18 protein-coding genes are annotated in these 15,839 nt (G+C 61.7%); 2 read left to right on the forward strand and 16 right to left on the reverse strand.

Annotated features, from left to right (window positions below):
* Window positions 1-3: 3 nt before the first annotated feature.
* From recO to AC3VI7_RS05765, 16 genes are all read right to left on the reverse strand, one after another.
* Window positions 4-795, reverse strand: a complete 792-nt coding sequence (gene recO, locus AC3VI7_RS05690) for a DNA repair protein RecO (RefSeq protein ID WP_489669306.1) — start codon at window positions 793-795, stop codon at window positions 4-6.
* Window positions 796-820: 25 nt separating this feature from the next.
* Window positions 821-1,732 carry a GTPase Era gene (gene era / locus AC3VI7_RS05695; RefSeq protein ID WP_489669304.1) on the reverse strand — a complete coding sequence of 304 codons (912 nt, stop codon included), beginning with the start codon at window positions 1,730-1,732 and terminating at the stop codon, window positions 821-823.
* The gene (gene rnc / locus AC3VI7_RS05700) at window positions 1,719-2,423 is read right to left on the reverse strand and encodes a ribonuclease III (RefSeq protein WP_489669303.1); all 705 of its coding nucleotides are present in this window, start codon (window positions 2,421-2,423) and stop codon (window positions 1,719-1,721) included. The genes era and rnc overlap by 14 nt, the downstream gene beginning before the upstream one ends.
* A gap of 5 nt (window positions 2,424-2,428) precedes the next feature.
* Entirely contained in the window at window positions 2,429-2,806 is a 378-nt protein-coding gene (locus AC3VI7_RS05705; RefSeq protein ID WP_489669302.1) for a DUF4845 domain-containing protein, read from the reverse strand.
* 38 nt (window positions 2,807-2,844) lie between these two features.
* Window positions 2,845-3,843, reverse strand: a complete 999-nt coding sequence (gene lepB / locus AC3VI7_RS05710; protein WP_489669301.1) for a signal peptidase I — start codon at window positions 3,841-3,843, stop codon at window positions 2,845-2,847.
* Window positions 3,836-5,644, reverse strand: a complete 1,809-nt coding sequence (gene lepA / locus AC3VI7_RS05715) for a translation elongation factor 4 (protein ID WP_489669300.1) — start codon at window positions 5,642-5,644, stop codon at window positions 3,836-3,838. The genes lepB and lepA overlap by 8 nt, the downstream gene beginning before the upstream one ends.
* Window positions 5,645-5,768: 124 nt before the next feature.
* Window positions 5,769-7,283: a DegQ family serine endoprotease gene (locus AC3VI7_RS05720; protein ID WP_489669299.1), complete on the reverse strand. Its 1,515-nt coding sequence runs from the start codon at window positions 7,281-7,283 to the stop codon at window positions 5,769-5,771.
* A gap of 66 nt (window positions 7,284-7,349) precedes the next feature.
* Window positions 7,350-7,784: a hypothetical protein gene (locus AC3VI7_RS05725; RefSeq protein WP_489669298.1), complete on the reverse strand. Its 435-nt coding sequence runs from the start codon at window positions 7,782-7,784 to the stop codon at window positions 7,350-7,352.
* A 97-nt stretch (window positions 7,785-7,881) separates the two neighbouring features.
* Window positions 7,882-9,126, reverse strand: coding sequence for a beta-ketoacyl-ACP synthase II (gene fabF / locus AC3VI7_RS05730; RefSeq protein ID WP_489669297.1), 1,245 nt, complete (start codon window positions 9,124-9,126; stop codon window positions 7,882-7,884).
* Between the two features lie 63 nt (window positions 9,127-9,189).
* On the reverse strand, window positions 9,190-9,432 hold the full coding sequence (acpP, locus tag AC3VI7_RS05735) for an acyl carrier protein (RefSeq protein ID WP_489669296.1): 243 nt from the start codon (window positions 9,430-9,432) through the stop codon (window positions 9,190-9,192).
* Window positions 9,433-9,597: 165 nt separating this feature from the next.
* Window positions 9,598-10,353, reverse strand: a complete 756-nt coding sequence (gene fabG / locus AC3VI7_RS05740) for a 3-oxoacyl-ACP reductase FabG (RefSeq protein ID WP_489669295.1) — start codon at window positions 10,351-10,353, stop codon at window positions 9,598-9,600.
* Window positions 10,350-11,297 carry an ACP S-malonyltransferase gene (gene fabD / locus AC3VI7_RS05745; RefSeq protein ID WP_489669294.1) on the reverse strand — a complete coding sequence of 316 codons (948 nt, stop codon included), beginning with the start codon at window positions 11,295-11,297 and terminating at the stop codon, window positions 10,350-10,352. Before fabD ends, fabG begins: the two co-directional genes overlap by 4 nt.
* A 37-nt stretch (window positions 11,298-11,334) precedes the next feature.
* Window positions 11,335-12,348, reverse strand: a complete 1,014-nt coding sequence (locus AC3VI7_RS05750) for a beta-ketoacyl-ACP synthase III (RefSeq protein ID WP_489669293.1) — start codon at window positions 12,346-12,348, stop codon at window positions 11,335-11,337.
* Window positions 12,348-13,388, reverse strand: coding sequence for a phosphate acyltransferase PlsX (gene plsX / locus AC3VI7_RS05755; RefSeq protein WP_489669317.1), 1,041 nt, complete (start codon window positions 13,386-13,388; stop codon window positions 12,348-12,350). Before plsX ends, AC3VI7_RS05750 begins: the two co-directional genes overlap by 1 nt.
* A 91-nt stretch (window positions 13,389-13,479) precedes the next feature.
* The gene (rpmF, locus tag AC3VI7_RS05760) at window positions 13,480-13,662 is read right to left on the reverse strand and encodes a 50S ribosomal protein L32 (RefSeq protein ID WP_489669292.1); all 183 of its coding nucleotides are present in this window, start codon (window positions 13,660-13,662) and stop codon (window positions 13,480-13,482) included.
* Window positions 13,663-13,724: 62 nt separating this feature from the next.
* Window positions 13,725-14,294, reverse strand: a complete 570-nt coding sequence (locus tag AC3VI7_RS05765; protein ID WP_489669291.1) for a YceD family protein — start codon at window positions 14,292-14,294, stop codon at window positions 13,725-13,727.
* 62 nt (window positions 14,295-14,356) lie between these two features.
* On the opposite strand from AC3VI7_RS05765, the gene AC3VI7_RS05770 reads away from it, so the two are divergent.
* Complete coding sequence (locus AC3VI7_RS05770; RefSeq protein ID WP_489669290.1) at window positions 14,357-15,010, forward strand: Maf family nucleotide pyrophosphatase; 654 nt, start codon at window positions 14,357-14,359, stop codon at window positions 15,008-15,010.
* Window positions 15,007-15,825 (forward strand): SAM-dependent methyltransferase, encoded by an 819-nt coding sequence (locus tag AC3VI7_RS05775; RefSeq protein WP_489669289.1) that lies wholly within the window; start codon window positions 15,007-15,009, stop codon window positions 15,823-15,825. The genes AC3VI7_RS05770 and AC3VI7_RS05775 overlap by 4 nt, the downstream gene beginning before the upstream one ends.
* Window positions 15,826-15,839: the final 14 nt, after the last annotated feature.

Genomic DNA, 15,839 nt, shown 5'->3' on the forward strand with positions numbered 1-15,839 from the left:
TTTTCAATCAAGCAGTTGTTGGACGTCCACCATCAACTGGCGGGTGCGCAGGGTGGTGGTGCCGAGATGATAGTGAAGTGCTGCGCGCAGCTGCGGCCGGATCGCTGTCAGCACCGGCTGGCATTGCTGGCGCAGTGCCGCGCCATCGCCTTGATCAAGCGCGGCTTGGATCGCCAACAAGGCGCGCCCGCTCAGGCCGTCGTCTACCGGGGCAAGTTCGCCCAGGCGGCACAGGCCGCTTTCGGGTTCAAGGCGATAGTGTTGCTCGGGCTCGACCGCTTCTTGGGTGGCGGTGATGTGACCGAGCTCGGGCAGCACGCCCATGGCTTGGAGCAACAGCAACTCAAAGGCGCGCAAGGTGGCGGCCGTACCCGCCGTGCCTGCCGTGTGGGTGGGTGGGCTGGCTTGCAGGGCGAGCAGGGTGTCGGCGTAGGCGTCAAAAAGCTGCGGATGGGCGTCTTGGCGGGGCAAGGCCAAGATCAGCAGCTCGTTGAGGTAATAGCCCGACAGCAGCGTGGCAGCGGGCGGCAGGGTGTGGCCGCCGCACCATTCGGCGCTGCGCAAGACGTGGATCTCGCTTTCAGACTCAGCGCGCTTGTGCGTGAGGTGCAGGTGCAGGCGCTGAAAAGGCAGCAAGATGGAGCGCAGCTGCGAGTGCGGGCGCTTGGCCCCTTTGGCCACCAAGACGATGCGCCCCTGCTCGCGGGTGAGCACATCGAGGATCAGGCTCGATTCGCTCCAGTCGTGGCGATGGAGCACAAAGGCGTTGAGAGGAGCTGCCGAACTGCGCCGCATGGTGGCTCCTTCTCACGCGCCGCCGTCACTCGTAGCCGTAGCTCTTGAGGCGCTGTTCGTCGTCGGCCCAGCCTGAGCGGACCTTGACCCAGATTTCGAGGAAGACCTTGGCTTCCATGAGCCGTTCCAGCTCGGTGCGCGCTTCGGTGCCGATGCGCTTGAGGCGCTCGCCGCCTTCGCCGATGACGATGCCTTTGTGCGAATCGCGCTCGACGATGATGGTGGCGGCGATGCGGCGCAGATTGCCTTCTTCCTCGAACTTGTCGATCACGACGGTCGAGGTGTAGGGCAGCTCATCGCCGGTCAGACGGAAGAGCTTTTCGCGGATCAACTCCGACGCCAAGAAGCGGTCCGTGCGGTCGGTGAGCGAGTCTTCGTCGTAGAACCACGGCTGCTCAGGCAGGTAAGGCTTGATGATGCCCAGCAGGCGCTGCACGTCGTCGAGCTTGGTGGCGCTGAGCGGCACGAACTCGGTGAACGGGTGCTTGGCTTGCATGGTTTGCAGCCACGGCAACAAGTCGGAGCGCCGGTTCAGCATGTCGAGCTTGTTGGCGATCAGAAACACCGGTTTGCCGGGCGGAATCAGCGACAGCACCTTGGCGTCATCGTTGCCGAAGCGATTGGCTTCGACCAAAAAGAGCACCACATCCACGTCGCCCAACACCGACTGCACGGTCTTGTTCAGGTTGCGGTTCAGGGCGGCCGTGCCACGCACGGTGTGGCGCGTTTGAAAACCGGGGGTATCGACAAAGACGAATTGGCTCTCGTCTTGGGTGTAGATGCCGGTGATGCGGTGCCGGGTGGTCTGCGCCTTCTTGGACGTGATGCTGACTTTCTGACCCACCAAGCTGTTGAGCAAGGTGGACTTGCCCACGTTGGGCCGACCGACGATGGCGATCAGGCCGCAGCGTTGCGTGGTGTTCTCAAGATTTGGCATGGGAGGGGGAGGTTTCGAGATGGTTCAGGACCGCACGGGCGGCTTCTTGTTCGGCGGCGCGGCGCGAGCGGCCTTCGCCAAGACAGGAGGTTTTCAAGGCGGGTACGGTACACGCCACCACAAAGGTTTGATCGTGGGCGCGGCCCTTGATGGTGTCGATGCGGTAGTCGGGCACGGGTTGCTGACGCGCTTGCAGCCACTCTTGCAGCTGGGTCTTGGCGTCTTTGGCCCACGTTTGGCTGGCGGTTTCGGTGATCAAGGGCTTGAACCATTGCCACACCAGCGGATGGGCCGCTGCAAAGCCGCCGTCCAAGTAGACCGCACCAATGATCGCTTCGACCGCATCGGCCAAGATCGACGGCCGCTGCGCGCCGCCACCGCGTGCTTCGCCGTCCGACAGGCGCAGCATCAAGGGCAGTTGCAACCGCAAAGCCACGCGGTGCAGCATGTCTTGGCGCACCAAGTGCGCCCGCACCCGGGTCAGATCGCCTTCGGGGGAGTCGGAGAAATGACCAAAGAGCAAGTCGGAGACGATCAGGTTCAGGACCGCATCGCCCAAAAACTCAAGCCGCTCGTTGTGATCCGAGCCGAAGCTGCGGTGGGTCAGTGCCTGCACCAGCAAGGTCTGCTTTTCAAAGCGATGACCGAGGTGTTGCTGGAAGGCCTCCAGGGAAAGGGGGGTGCCGTTCACGACACTCACTGGGATCGTCCACGGAATTTGAGCAGCAAGGACACCGGGCCGAACAACGGGATTTCCTTGTCATAGGCAAAGTTGATCACGAGCCGATCATCGTCTTTGGTGATGTCCAAGTTGCCCGCATTCATCGAGTCGATCGTGCCTTGGTTGCTGCGCATGCGCTCGAAATTGGCCTTGATTTCTGGCACGGTGCTCCCGCCCTTGGCCGCTGTTTGATTGACCAACGTCTTGACCGATTCAAATTCAAAGTAAGCCGGCACGGTCTTGATCAGCAGCACCGCTGCGAAGACGATCAGCACCGACCAAAACAGCAGACCCACCATGGTGATGCCTTGCTGAGCGGCCAAGCGCGATGAACGGGGGGTGTAAGGCGTCATGAGGGCGGGCTCCAAGGGAAACGTGAGAACGTCAAGGGTCAATGGAAGAGGCCGATGCGTTTGAAATTGCCGAAGTTCATCCAAACAAAGAAAGCGCGCCCCACGATGTTTTCATCTGGCACAAAGCCCCAAAAGCGCGAGTCTTCCGAGTTATCGCGGTTGTCGCCCATCATGAAGTAGTGGCCTGCCGGGACTTTGCACGTCACGCCATCGGCGTTGTACTGGCAGTTTTCGGATTGGGGAAAACGATGGGCGCGGCTCAGATAGAACGACGCCAGCTGCGGATCCACCAGCAAGCGGTGCTTGCCGGTCGGCTCCAGTGTTTCGACGAACTGCTTCGAGTAGGTCCGCCGGTCTTCGTCGTAATAGTCGTCCAGCGCAGTGATGGGCGCTTCTTGGCCGTTGACGTACAGGCGCTGCTGCTTGTAGGTGATCTCGTCACCGGGCACGCCGACGACGCGCTTGATGAAGTCGATGCTCGGGTCTTGGGGATAGCGAAACACCATCACATCACCGCGTTGCGGGGTGTGGTTGTCGATGACCTTTTTGTTCAGTACCGGCAGACGCACACCGTAGTGAAACTTGTTCACCAAGATCAAATCACCGATTTCAAGCGTCGGGATCATGGAGCCGGAAGGAATACGGAAGGGCTCGAACAGGAAGGAGCGCAGCAAGAAGACGATCAGGATCACCGGAAAAAGTCCAGCGGTCCAGTCGAGCCACCACGGTTGAGCGAGGATCTTTTGTTGCGCCTCGCTCAGAGCGGCATCGTCGATGCGCTCGATGCCTTGGCGGCTCAGCTCGGCACGGCGGCGGGCGGCTTCGTTTTCCAGCCGCTGTGCTGCGGCACGCCGCTTGGGTTGAAAAACGAAGTGCTCGGCCAGCCAGTACATCGAGGTCACGACGGCCAAGATGAAGAGCATCAGCGAGAAGTTGCCGCTCCATTTGCCCATGTACCAGCCGCCCGCATAGAAAGCCAAGCAGGCATAAAGCACCCCCGTGAGGGTGCTCAGGAAACGTTCGGTGGATTCAGTCATCGACTTGCAGGATGGCGAGGAAGGCTTCTTGCGGCACCTCGACGGAGCCGATCTGTTTCATGCGCTTTTTGCCAGCTTTTTGCTTCTCAAGCAGCTTGCGCTTGCGGCTGATATCGCCACCGTAGCATTTTGCCAGCACGTTCTTGCGCAACGCTTTGATGTTCTCGCGCGCGATGATGTTGGCCCCGATGGCGGCTTGGATCGCCACGTCGTACATCTGACGCGGGATTTGCTCGCGCATCTTGGCGGCCACCGCCCGGCCCCGGAACTGGCTCTTTTCCCGATGGACGATGATCGAAAGCGCGTCGATGCGGTCGCCGTTGATCAACAAATCGACCTTGACGACGTCAGCAGCGCGGTATTCCTTGAACTCATAGTCCATCGAGGCGTAGCCCCGCGAGACGCTTTTCAGCTTGTCAAAGAAGTCGAGCACGATCTCAGCCAGCGGCAGCTCATAGGTCAGCATGACTTGCTTGCCGTGATAAGCCATGTTGAGCTGCACGCCGCGCTTCTGATTGGCCAGCGTCATCACTGGGCCCACGTAGTCTTGCGGCATGTACAGATGCACCGTGACGATGGGCTCGCGGATCTCGTTGATGCGGCCCAACTCGGGCATCTTGCTCGGGTTTTCGACCTCGATCACTTCGCCATCGTTGAGCTCGACCTCGTAGACCACGCTGGGGGCGGTGGTGATCAAGTCTTGGTCGAACTCGCGCTCCAAGCGCTCTTGCACAATTTCCATGTGCAGCAGGCCCAAGAAGCCGCAGCGAAAGCCAAAGCCCAGCGCTTGCGACACTTCGGGCTCATAGCGCAGGGAGGAGTCGTTGAGCTTGAGCTTTTCAAGGGCGTCGCGCAGCTGGTCGTATTCGCTGGCTTCGGTCGGGTAGAGACCGGCAAACACCTGCGGCTGGATTTCCTTGAAGCCGGGCAGGGCCTCCAAGGCGGGGCCGGCGTTGTTGGGCAGCTTCTTTTCCAGCGTGACCGTGTCGCCCACCTTGGCGGCTTGCAGCTCTTTGATGCCGGCGATGATGAAGCCGACTTCACCCGCTTTGAGGATGTCGCGGTTTTCCGACTTCGGTGTGAACACGCCCATGTGTTCGATCGGATAGATGGCGTTGGAGGCCATCATGCGGATGCGCTCACCTTTTTTCAGGTAGCCATCGACCACGCGCACCAGCATCACCACGCCGACGTAGTTGTCGAACCATGAGTCAACGATCATGGCGCGCGGCGGCCCATCCGGATCGCCCTTGGGCGGCGGCATGCGGCTGATGACGGCCTCAATGATCTCGTCGATGCCCATGCCGGTTTTGGCCGAGCAGGGAATGGCGTCATCGGCGTCGATGCCGATCACGTCCTCGATCTCGGCTTTGGCATTGTCGGGATCGGCGTTGGGCAGATCCATCTTGTTCAGCACCGGCACCACCGTCACGCCCAAGTCGAGCGCGGTGTAGCAGTTGGCCACCGTCTGCGCTTCAACGCCTTGGCTGGCGTCTACCACCAAAAGCGCCCCTTCGCAGGCCGAGAGCGAGCGGCTCACTTCATACGAGAAGTCCACATGGCCCGGGGTGTCGATCAAGTTGAGGTTGTAGACCTGACCGTTTTGCGCCTTGTATTGCAGGGCGGCGGTTTGGGCTTTGATGGTGATGCCGCGCTCGCGCTCGATGTCCATCGAGTCGAGTACCTGCGCTTCCATCTCACGGTCGGAGAGGCCACCGCAGCGCTGAATGATGCGGTCCGCCAAGGTGCTCTTGCCGTGGTCGATGTGAGCGATGATCGAAAAATTGCGGATGTGGTCCATGAAACGATGAATGACTGAGACGGCCCTTGCCTAAGTGCCATCTCAGCAAAAGCGACAGACCCGTTGCGACAGGTCTTGGGCGGGGTGGGGGCGGCCATTGTAGCCAAGCCCCCTGCGGTGTTTTTTAGGGCTGGGGTCGGATCACGGCATATTGCGCCCAAGCACCTCGGCGATAGAGCACTTGGAGGGGTTTGCGCCGGTCCACTTTGGCCAACACGCTTTCAAGTTGCGCGACATCGCGGACTTCGATATCGCCCACACTGAGCAAGATGTCGTCCTCGCGCAGGCCCGCTTGGGCCGCCGAGCCTTGAGCTTGGGTGATGCGCACGCCGCCTTTGAGATGGAGTTCTTTGCGTTGCGCATCACTCAGATTCATGAGGCCCAGCCCCAAGGCCTTGGCCGCTGTGCCCGTGGCTTCTGCGGGTGCGGTGGGGGCGTTGTTTTTGGGTACACCTTGGACATCAGCGTCCATCTCAGTCACTTTAAGTTTCAAGCTCTGCGTCTTGCCGCGCCGCATGACGTCCACCTGAACGGCCGTGCCTGGGGCGGTGTCGCCGACCAAACGGGGCAAATCGTTCCACTTTTCGACCGTCTTGTCGCCAAAGCGCATCACGATATCGCCCGCTTCCATCCCGGCTTTTTCGGCGGGGCTGCTGGGCTCGACCGAGCGGATCAGCGCGCCGCCCGTGGCTTTGGGTAGGCCCAAGGCTTCCGCCACCTCAGCGCTGACCTCACCGATCTGTACACCGATACGGCCGCGCACCACATGCCCGCGCGTGCGTAGTTGCTCCGCCACCCGCGCCGCTTCGTCGATCGGAATGGCGAACGAGATGCCCATGTAGCCGCCCGAGCGACTGTAGATCTGCGAGTTGATGCCGATCACTTCGCCGCGCATGTTGATCAATGGGCCGCCCGAGTTGCCGGGGTTGATGGCCACATCGGTCTGGATAAAGGGCAGCATCTCGCCGGTGTCGCGTGCTTTGGCGCTGACGATGCCGGCAGTGACGGTGTTGTCCAGATCAAAGGGCGAGCCGATGGCAATCACCCATTCGCCCACCTTGAGCCGGCTGACTTCGCCCAAGCGCACGGCGCTTAAGCCCGTGGCCTCAATTTTGAGCAGCGCCACATCGGTGCGCTTATCGGTGCCGACCAAGCGGGCCTTGAATTCGCGCTTGTCGTTCAAGCGCACCAAGATTTCGTCGGCACCCTCCACCACGTGGGCGTTGGTCATGACGTAGCCGTCGGCCGACATCACAAAGCCCGAGCCCACACCTCGGGGGACGCTTTCTGGGCTAGATCCTTCCGGGTGGCCTCGGCGTTGTCCGGGAGGGGTGCCAAAGAAACGCCGGAAAAGCTCTTGCATCTCTTCGTCCATCTCTGGACCGCCGCCACGTTGGGCGCGTACCTTCGCCCGGGTGCGGATGTTGACCACCGTGGGGCCGACCACTTCGACGAGTTCCGTGAAGTCCGGCAAGCCCTTGACCACGAGGGGGGCGCTGGCCGAGGGCGGCGGTGCCGCTGTGGCCGTATGGTGAGACATCAAGGGGGTCAGCAACGCCCCGGTGGACACCAAGGCCGCCCCGGCAAACAGCCAGCGGCGTGCTGGTGAATGAGACATCGAGAAACGAGAAACGCGCATCACAAAACCTCCAACATCATTCAAAGGTGTTTGACATCGCCTGCCCATGTTGGGTCGGCGAGCGCATTACACAAGGGGGCGTGATGGCGGTGGTGCCGATGGTGCCGTGTGAATAGCGCAGCGCAGGGTGTGCCAGTGAGTGTGTAGGTCACGCTGCGAGAGCGCCAACCATGGTGCCGGTCCGCTGTCACTGTTCATGGGCTGAAAACGCAGCAGCATCCAGCGTTGCAAGTCCAGCTGAACGCTGAGCCTGCCGGGTATCGCTGTGGACGGCGGCGGCGTCAGGAGGCTCCAGCGCTGCTCGGCCTCTTGCCAGCGCAGTTGGATAGGCGTGTCGCTGTGACGCGGGCTAAGTTCCCGCCGCAGCCCCCAAGCACTGCCGATGGTGATGCTGAGGCCCAAGCTGATGCGCAGGCCGTAGCCCACGGTGCTGTCAGCCGCACGATGTCCGAGGATCCAGGCGATCAAGCCGAGGACAAGACTCAGCCACAGCAGGCGCAAGGCCCAGCTCCAAAAAGAATCGGCACCGACTTCGAGCGTGAAGCCGGTGCCGTCGGGGGTGAGCCGCGTCGGGTTCAGAAGGTTCAGAACACTGGACTCAGATGCGACGGAACACCAACGTGCCGTTGGTGCCACCAAAACCGAAGTTGTTTTTCACGGCCACGTCGATCTTCATCTCACGCGCGGTGTTGGCGCAGTAATCGAGATCGCAGGCCGGATCTTGGTTGAAGATGTTGATGGTCGGCGGTGAGATCTGGTGATGGATGGCCAGCACCGAGAACACCGATTCGATCCCACCCGCACCGCCCAGCAAGTGACCCGTCATCGACTTGGTTGAATTCACGACCAATTTTTTGGCGTGATCACCGAAAGCCAGTTTGATGGCGTTGGTTTCGTTCAAGTCCCCCAGCGGCGTCGAGGTGCCGTGAGCATTGACGTAGTCCACCGCATCGGCGTTGATGCCGGCGTTGCGCAGCGCCATTTGCATGGAGCGGCGCGGACCGTCCACGTTCGGGGCGGTCATGTGATAGGCGTCGCCCGTCATGCCAAAGCCACACAGCTCGGCATAAATCTTGGCGCCACGCTTTTTGGCGTGTTCGTACTCTTCGATGACCATGACGCCACCGCCTTCGCCCAGCACGAAGCCATCGCGATCTTTGTCCCAAGGGCGTGATGCGGTCTTGGGATCATCGTTGCGGGTTGAGAGCGCGCGCGCCGAGGCAAAGCCGCCCACGCCCAAGGCGGAGAGGGTCGATTCCGAGCCGCCGGCCACCATCACGTCGGCGTCACCGTATTCGATCAGGCGGGCCGCCAAACCGATGCTGTGCAAGCCGGTGGTACACGCTGTGACCACACCGATGTTCGGCCCCTTGTAGCCACACAGGATCGACACATGACCGGAGGTCATGTTGATGATCGAAGCAGGCACAAAGAAGGGCGAAATGCGGCGGGGACCGCGCGCTTGGTATTCCGCGTGGGTGTTTTCGATCATCGGCAAACCGCCGATGCCCGAACCCACCATCACGCCAATGCGCTCGGCCTCAGCCTCGCTCAGCGCATCGCCCGTGGGCAGACCCGCATCACGCACCGCTTGCAAGGCGGCTGCGATGCCGTAATGGATGAAAGCATCCATATGGCGCGCCTCTTTGGCGGGGATGTAGTCCTCAAGCTTGAGGCCTTTGACTTCACCAGCGAAGTGGACAGCCAGATCGGAGGCATCGAAACGAGTGATCGTATCAATGCCCGACTGGCCAGCGACGATGTTGGACCACGACTCCGCCACCGTGTTACCCACAGGGGTCACGAGGCCAAGCCCGGTCACGACGATGCGGCGACGGGTCATGCTTAGGGTGCTTTACGGTAAGGCAGGGGCGCTAAAAGGCCCCGAAGAGCGCGTAAAAAGGATTTAGTCCTTCTTGGCGTGCGCCAGAGCGTAATCGATCGCGAGTTGAACCGTGGTGATCTTCTCGGCTTCTTCGTCCGGAATTTCGATGTCGAACTCGTCTTCGAGGGCCATCACCAGTTCAACGGTGTCGAGCGAGTCAGCGCCCAAGTCGGCCACGAAGGACTTGGTGTGGGTGACTTCGGCTTCTGCCACGCCAAGTTGTTCGGCGATGATTTTCTTGACGCGTGCTTCGATGTCGCTCATGAGGGGTGCTCCGGGATGAATGGGGTGCAATGAAAACAGCCTGCGATTCTACGGTGTCTGCGTGTACCCCCGAAATGGGGGTTCGCCTGACGTTTGATCGGAAGGTGCCAGGCTTAAAGCGATTTCTGATCAAACTTTGAAACAAGTCAAAGAAATAGCGTGGGTTCAGTTCATGAACATCCCGCCGTTGACATGCAGTTCGGTGCCGGTGATGTAGCCCGCTGCGGGCGAAGCCAAGAAGGCCACTGCCTCGGCGATGTCTTCCGGGCTGCCCAAGCGGCCCAGGGGAATTTGAGCGGTCAGGGCGGCTTTTTGCGCTTCAGGCAGCCCATCGGTCATGTCGGTGGCGATGAAGCCGGGGGCGACACAGTTGACCGTGATGTTGCGGCTGCCGAGTTCACGCGCCAGCGAGCGGGTCATGCCGGCCACACCTGCCTTGGCGGCGCAGTAGTTGGCTTGGCCCGGGTTACCTGACGAGCCCACCACAGAGGTGATGTTGATGATGCGACCCAAGCGCTGTTTCATCATCGGCTTGATCGCGGCGCGGCAGGCGCGAAACACCGATTTGAGGTTGGTGTCGATCACCGCATCCCAGTCGGCATCCTTGAGGCGCATGGCCAAGGTGTCGCGGGTGATGCCGGCGTTGTTGACCAGCACATGCAAGCCGCCATGCGTCTTGACGATACCGTCGATGGCGGCGTCAAGGGCCGCAGCGTCGGTGACATTGAGCGTCAAGCCCACGCCGCCGAATTCAGCCAGTGCTTCACCGATGGCGCTTGAGCCGCTGTCGCTGGTGGCCGTGCCGATGACTTTGAAGCCTTTGCGGGCCAAGGTCAGCGCGATGGCGCGGCCGATGCCACGGCTGGCCCCGGTGACGAGGGCAACTTGTTGGGGAGCTTGTTGCGAAGAGGGAGCGTTCATGCGAGCAGCGCCTTGGCATCGGCCAAGCTGGCCGGATCAAAGATGGTGGCGGACATCAGGTCAGCGTCGATGCGTTTGGCCATGCCGGCCAGCACCTTGCCCGGACCGCATTCAAGAATCGTACCCAAGCCGCGCGCCTTCAGGGCCTGAATCACTTCGACCCAGCGCACCGGCCCGAAAGCTTGGCGGTAGAGCGCGTCGCGAATGGCATCGGCCTCGGTTTGCACCGCCACGTCGATGTTGTTCACCACCGGAATTTGCGGCGTGTTGATCTGGATGCTGACAAGGCGCTCACGCAGGCGCTCAGCCGCTGGCTTCATCAGGCTGGAATGGAAGGGTGCCGAGACCGGCAGCGACAGGGCGCGCTTGGCACCCATCGCCTTCAGCACGATGCAGCCCGCTTCCACACCGGCCTTGGAGCCAGCGATGACGATTTGTTTGGGATCGTTGAAATTGACAGCTTCAACCACTTCGCCGGATTCAAGGGCGGCCTTGATGCAGCCTTCGCGCACGGTTTGGGCATCCAAGCCGAGGATGGCCGCCATGCCGCCGGTGCCCACGGGCACGGCGTCTTGCATCGCTTGGGCGCGCAGGCGCACCAAGGGCAGCGCGTCCGCCAAGCTCAGGGCACCAGCGGCGACCAGCGCGGTGTATTCGCCCAGCGAGTGACCGGCCACCGCAGCAGGCAGCGGGCCGCCTTCTGCGAGCCAAGCACGGTAGTTGGCGATGCCGGCCGTCAGCATCACGGGCTGGGTGTTGGTGGTCAGGTCGAGCGACTCTTTCGGGCCTTCGGTGATCAGTTTGGCCACGTCCTCGCCGAGGGCTTGGCTGGCTTCTTCAAGGGTGGCACGCACGGCGGGGTGGTCCCCCCAAGCCGAAAGCATGCCCACCGACTGCGAACCCTGGCCAGGGAAGACGAACGCAAAAGCGGCAAAAGCTGTCATGGTCGGTAGCGCAATGGTCAAGCGATGGTCAAGAAACTCAGAAATCCACCAGGACGGCGCCCCAGGTGAAGCCGCCCCCCACGCCTTCGAGCAGCAGGGTCTGGCCGCGTTGCACACGGCCGCTGCGCACGCCATGGTCAAGCGCCAAGGGGATCGACGCCGCAGAGGTGTTGCCGTGCTGATCGACGGTGACGATCACCTTGTCCATCGGCAGCTTCAACTTGCGGGCGGTGCTGTTCATGATGCGGATGTTGGCCTGATGCGGGATCAGCCAGTCGATGTCGGCGGCGGTGCGATTCGCCTTGGCCAGCACAGCGCGGGCAGTGTCTTCAAGCACGCCCACGGCAAGCTTGAACACCGCTTGACCGTCCATGCGCAGCAGCGGCTCGCCGGTGATCTTGCCGCCCGAGACATGCCCGGGGACGCAGAGGATGTCGAGGTGGCGGCCATCGGCGTGCATGTCAGTGGCCATGATGCCCGGCGTTTCGCTGGCGGAAAGCACCACTGCGCCTGCGCCGTCACCAAACAGCACACAGGTGGTGCGGTCGTTGAAATCAAGGATGCGTGAAAAAACTTCGGCACCGATCACCAACGCGTGGCGCACGGTGCCGGCACGGATCATCGCGTCAGCCACGGTGAGCGCGTAGATGAAACCCGAGCAGACCGCTTGCATATCAAAGGCCGGGCAGCCGTTGGTGATGCCGAGCTTGCGCTGCACGATGGTCGCCGTGGACGGAAACACCATGTCAGGTGTTGAGGTCGCGACGATCAACAAGTCGATGTCGGCCACCGTGACGCCGGCGGCTTCCATGGCGCGCTGAGCCGCTTGGGTGCCCAGATCGCTGGCAAAGGTGTCGGCGTCGGCAAAGTGACGCGCTTGGATGCCGGTGCGCTCAACGATCCATTCGTTGGAGGTTTCTAGCCCCCGCGAGGCCAACTCGCTGACCATGTCGGCGTTGCTGAGTCGGCGGGGGGGCAGATAACTGCCGGTGCCGGTGATGCGGGCGTAGCGAATGGACGGGGAAATCGACGAAGAAGAGGATGTGCTCATCATGCGGCGGGCAAGGCCTGAAGGGTTTCATGGATGCGACCACGCACTTGGTCCAGCAGGCGATGCTGGGCGGCGTTATGCGCCCGGTCCAGCGCATTGCCAAAGGCCATGATATCGGCCGAGCCGTGGCTCTTGAACACCAGACCACGCAAACCCAAGAGGGCTGCACCGTTGTAGCGCCGATGATCGACGCGTCGCTTGAAACGGTTCAGAACCGGCATCGCAGCCAGCGCAGCGATCTTGGTCCAGGGGTTGCGGCTGAATTCCTGCTTGAGCAGGTTGGACACCATGCTGGCGAGACCTTCAGCGGTTTTGAGGGCGACATTGCCGACAAACCCGTCGCAGACCACCACATCGGTGGTGCCCTTGAAAATATCGTTGCCTTCCACGTTGCCGTAGAAGTTGAGGTGACCCGCTGCTCCGGCAGCGCGCAGCAGCTCGCCAGCGCGCTTGATGACCTCGTTGCCCTTGATCATCTCTTCGCCGATGTTGAGCAGCCCCACGCTGGGGTTGTCTTTGCCATCGACGGCCGCCACAAGGGCGCTGCCCATGGCAGCGAATTGCAGCAAGTGATCGGCGCTGCAATCGACGTTGGCCCCCAAATCCAGCATGGTGGTGTAACCACCGCTTTGATTGGGCATGACCGAGGCAATCGCTGGCCGATCAATGCCAGGCAGCGTCTTGAGTAGATAGCGGGCGACCGCCATCAACGCGCCGGTGTTACCCGCCGAGACGCACGCATCCGCTGCCGCCAAACCGGCGTCATCTGCTTTGACTTGGGCAATGGCGATGCGCATCGAGGAGTTGCGCTTCTTGCGAAGGGCAACTTCGATGGGATCATCCATGGCGACCACGTCGGTGGCCTCGATCAAGGTGCAACGCGGCCACCCTTGGGCGGCTGCAAGTGCTTCAGGACGCCCGACCAACAACAGCTCTGCTTGCGTATGACGCTCTAAAAAGGCGCGACACGCGGGCAGGGTGACGGAGGGGCCATGATCACCGCCCATGCAGTCCACCGCGAGGCGGACAGGGCGATCCAGAGGGGCAACCGAATTCAAAGCGGGCTGACGTCCGTTGGCAGGCGAGACCCCGGCCGCAACATCAGCCGAACGGGCTCAAATGGCGCTGAGATCAGGCGTCAGCCTTGGTTTTGAGTACTTTGCGACCACGGTAGAACCCAGTCGGGCTGATGTGGTGGCGCATATGTACTTCTCCGGTCGTCGGCTCAATGGCCGTACCCGGAGTGTTCAATGCATTGTGCGAACGGTGCATACCGCGCTTGGAGGGGGATTTCTTGTTTTGCTGGACGGCCATGGTGCACTCCTGCTCTTCCGAGAAGATTCAGACGAGAAAAGCCTTCGATCATATCACCATGATCAAGGGGTGTCGAGTTTCATCTTGGCCAGAGCGGCAAAAGGATGGAGTGTTTGTGACTCATCGCCCTCGGAGGCCTCGGCATCTTGCGCCTCTGATCGGGCGTAGGGCGCAAGATCGCAGGCGTCATGGACGGGCACCAAGGGCAGGGCCAAGAGCCATTCGTCTTCGATCAGCGCCAATAGATCAAAGGCGCGACTCAACACCAAGATGTCTTCATCCGCGTCGGTGTCGAGCTGTTGGGCTTCGGCTTCGGTGGCCACAAAGCGAAACCAGCGATCCACCGTCAAAGGTTCTTGGACGGTCTGTAAGCAACGTTGGCATTCCAGTGGCACAGCGGTCTCGGCTTGCAGATGCAACCAGACTTGCGGTCCGCCTTTGCTCTGGGGCCGCAGTTCAGCCGTGACTTGCCAGCTGCCTTGGGTCCAAGTGGTGGGATCTGTGGCGTCGGCGTGGAAGCCGGCCCGCAGTCGGAGCATGGTCTGGAGGTCCACGTGGCCTTCAAGCGTGCCGTGATCGGTCGCAAAGGCCAGGACATCGAGACGTTCGGGGTGGAACTCGCGCAATTTCATGGCCGGCAGTGTAAGGCCACGACAATGGCGGCTTTTCTAGCTTTTCATCCTGTATGTCTGCCATGTCGCTCTCCGCTGCCATCACTTCTGCTCCTGCGTCCTGGCCACGCCTGATTCTGGGCTCCACCTCGCGCTATCGGCGTGAGTTGTTGGAGCGTTTGCGCTTGCCGTTCGATGTGATGGCTTCTCAGGTGGATGAAACACCGCTGGCCGCAGAGTCTCCGGCTGCGCTGTCGCTGCGTTTGGCGCACGCTAAGGCCGCAGCGGTGGCCCAGATGTGTGCGGATGACGTGGTGGTCGTTGGCTCTGATCAGGTCGCTGAACTCGCCGGGCAGCCCATGGGTAAGCCGGGCGGCTTCGAGCGGGCTTTTGCGCAGTTGCGCGCCATGAGTGGTCAAAGCGTGGTCTTTCATACCTCGGTCGCGGTTCATCGGCCCCGGACGGGTTTTGTGGCGGGTTGCCACGGTGAAGTACGGGTCCGTTTTCGCGCCTTGAGCGACCGTGACATCACGACCTATCTGCGTCTTGATGAGCCTTACGACTGTGCGGGCAGCGCGCGCTGTGAAACCTTGGGCATCGCCTTGCTGGAGGCGATTGACTCGGATGATCCAACCATGCTGATTGGCTTGCCGCTGATCCGTACCAGTGAGCTTCTGCGTCAAGCGGGGCTGGACCCACTGGCGGTGTTGGCTGCCACCACGAAGGAGCCAGCATGAGCGGCGGTGTGCATGGCGCGAACACAAACCAAGGGCATTTGATCCTGATGCCCAACACCTTGGATTTGGGCACGGTAGCTGATGGAGCTCCTCAGCCCGATCTGCACGACGTGCTGCCCATGGGCGTGATCCGGCGCGCCGCCGAGCTGCGTTTTTGGGTGGTCGAGAACGCCAAGAGCGCGCGCGCTTTTTTGAAGCGCGTCGATCAGGTGGTGCCGCTGGGCTGCCCCTTGCAGCAGATCGCGTTGACCGAATTGCCCAGGCCTCAAAAAGGACAGAGCGAGGGGGGCCGTACCGAGCCCGATCTGGGGCTCTTGTTGGCACCGACCCAGGCGGGTCACGACGTGGGGCTGCTTTCCGAAGCGGGTCTGCCCGCCGTGGCCGATCCGGGTGCCTTGCTGGTCAAGGCGGCCCACCGCTTGGGGGTGAGGGTGGTGCCCTTGTCGGGGCCGAGCTCGCTGATGTTGGCTTTGGCAGCCAGTGGTTTGAACGGCCAAAGCTTTGCGTTTGTGGGCTATGTACCGACCGAAGCCAGCGAGCGTGCCAAGCGGCTCAAGGAGCTGGAAAACCATTCCCGCCGTTGGCAACAAACGCAGTTGCTGATTGAGACGCCCTACCGCAATGCGGCGCTGCTGGCCGCCTTGCTGCGCGATCTGCAACCCACCACCTGGCTCAGCGTGAGCTGTGGCCTGACGCTGAGTGCAGAGGCGGTACGCACCTTGCGGGTGGGAGACTGGCGCAAGGAGTCGGCTGCATCCCTGGCCGCATGGGCACCTTCACAGGTGCCCGCCGTATTTTCGTTTTTGGCGAGTTGAGCGCTGAGCGGGTC

The organism is Leptothrix toolikensis (SeqCode) (genome assembly GCF_057922285.1).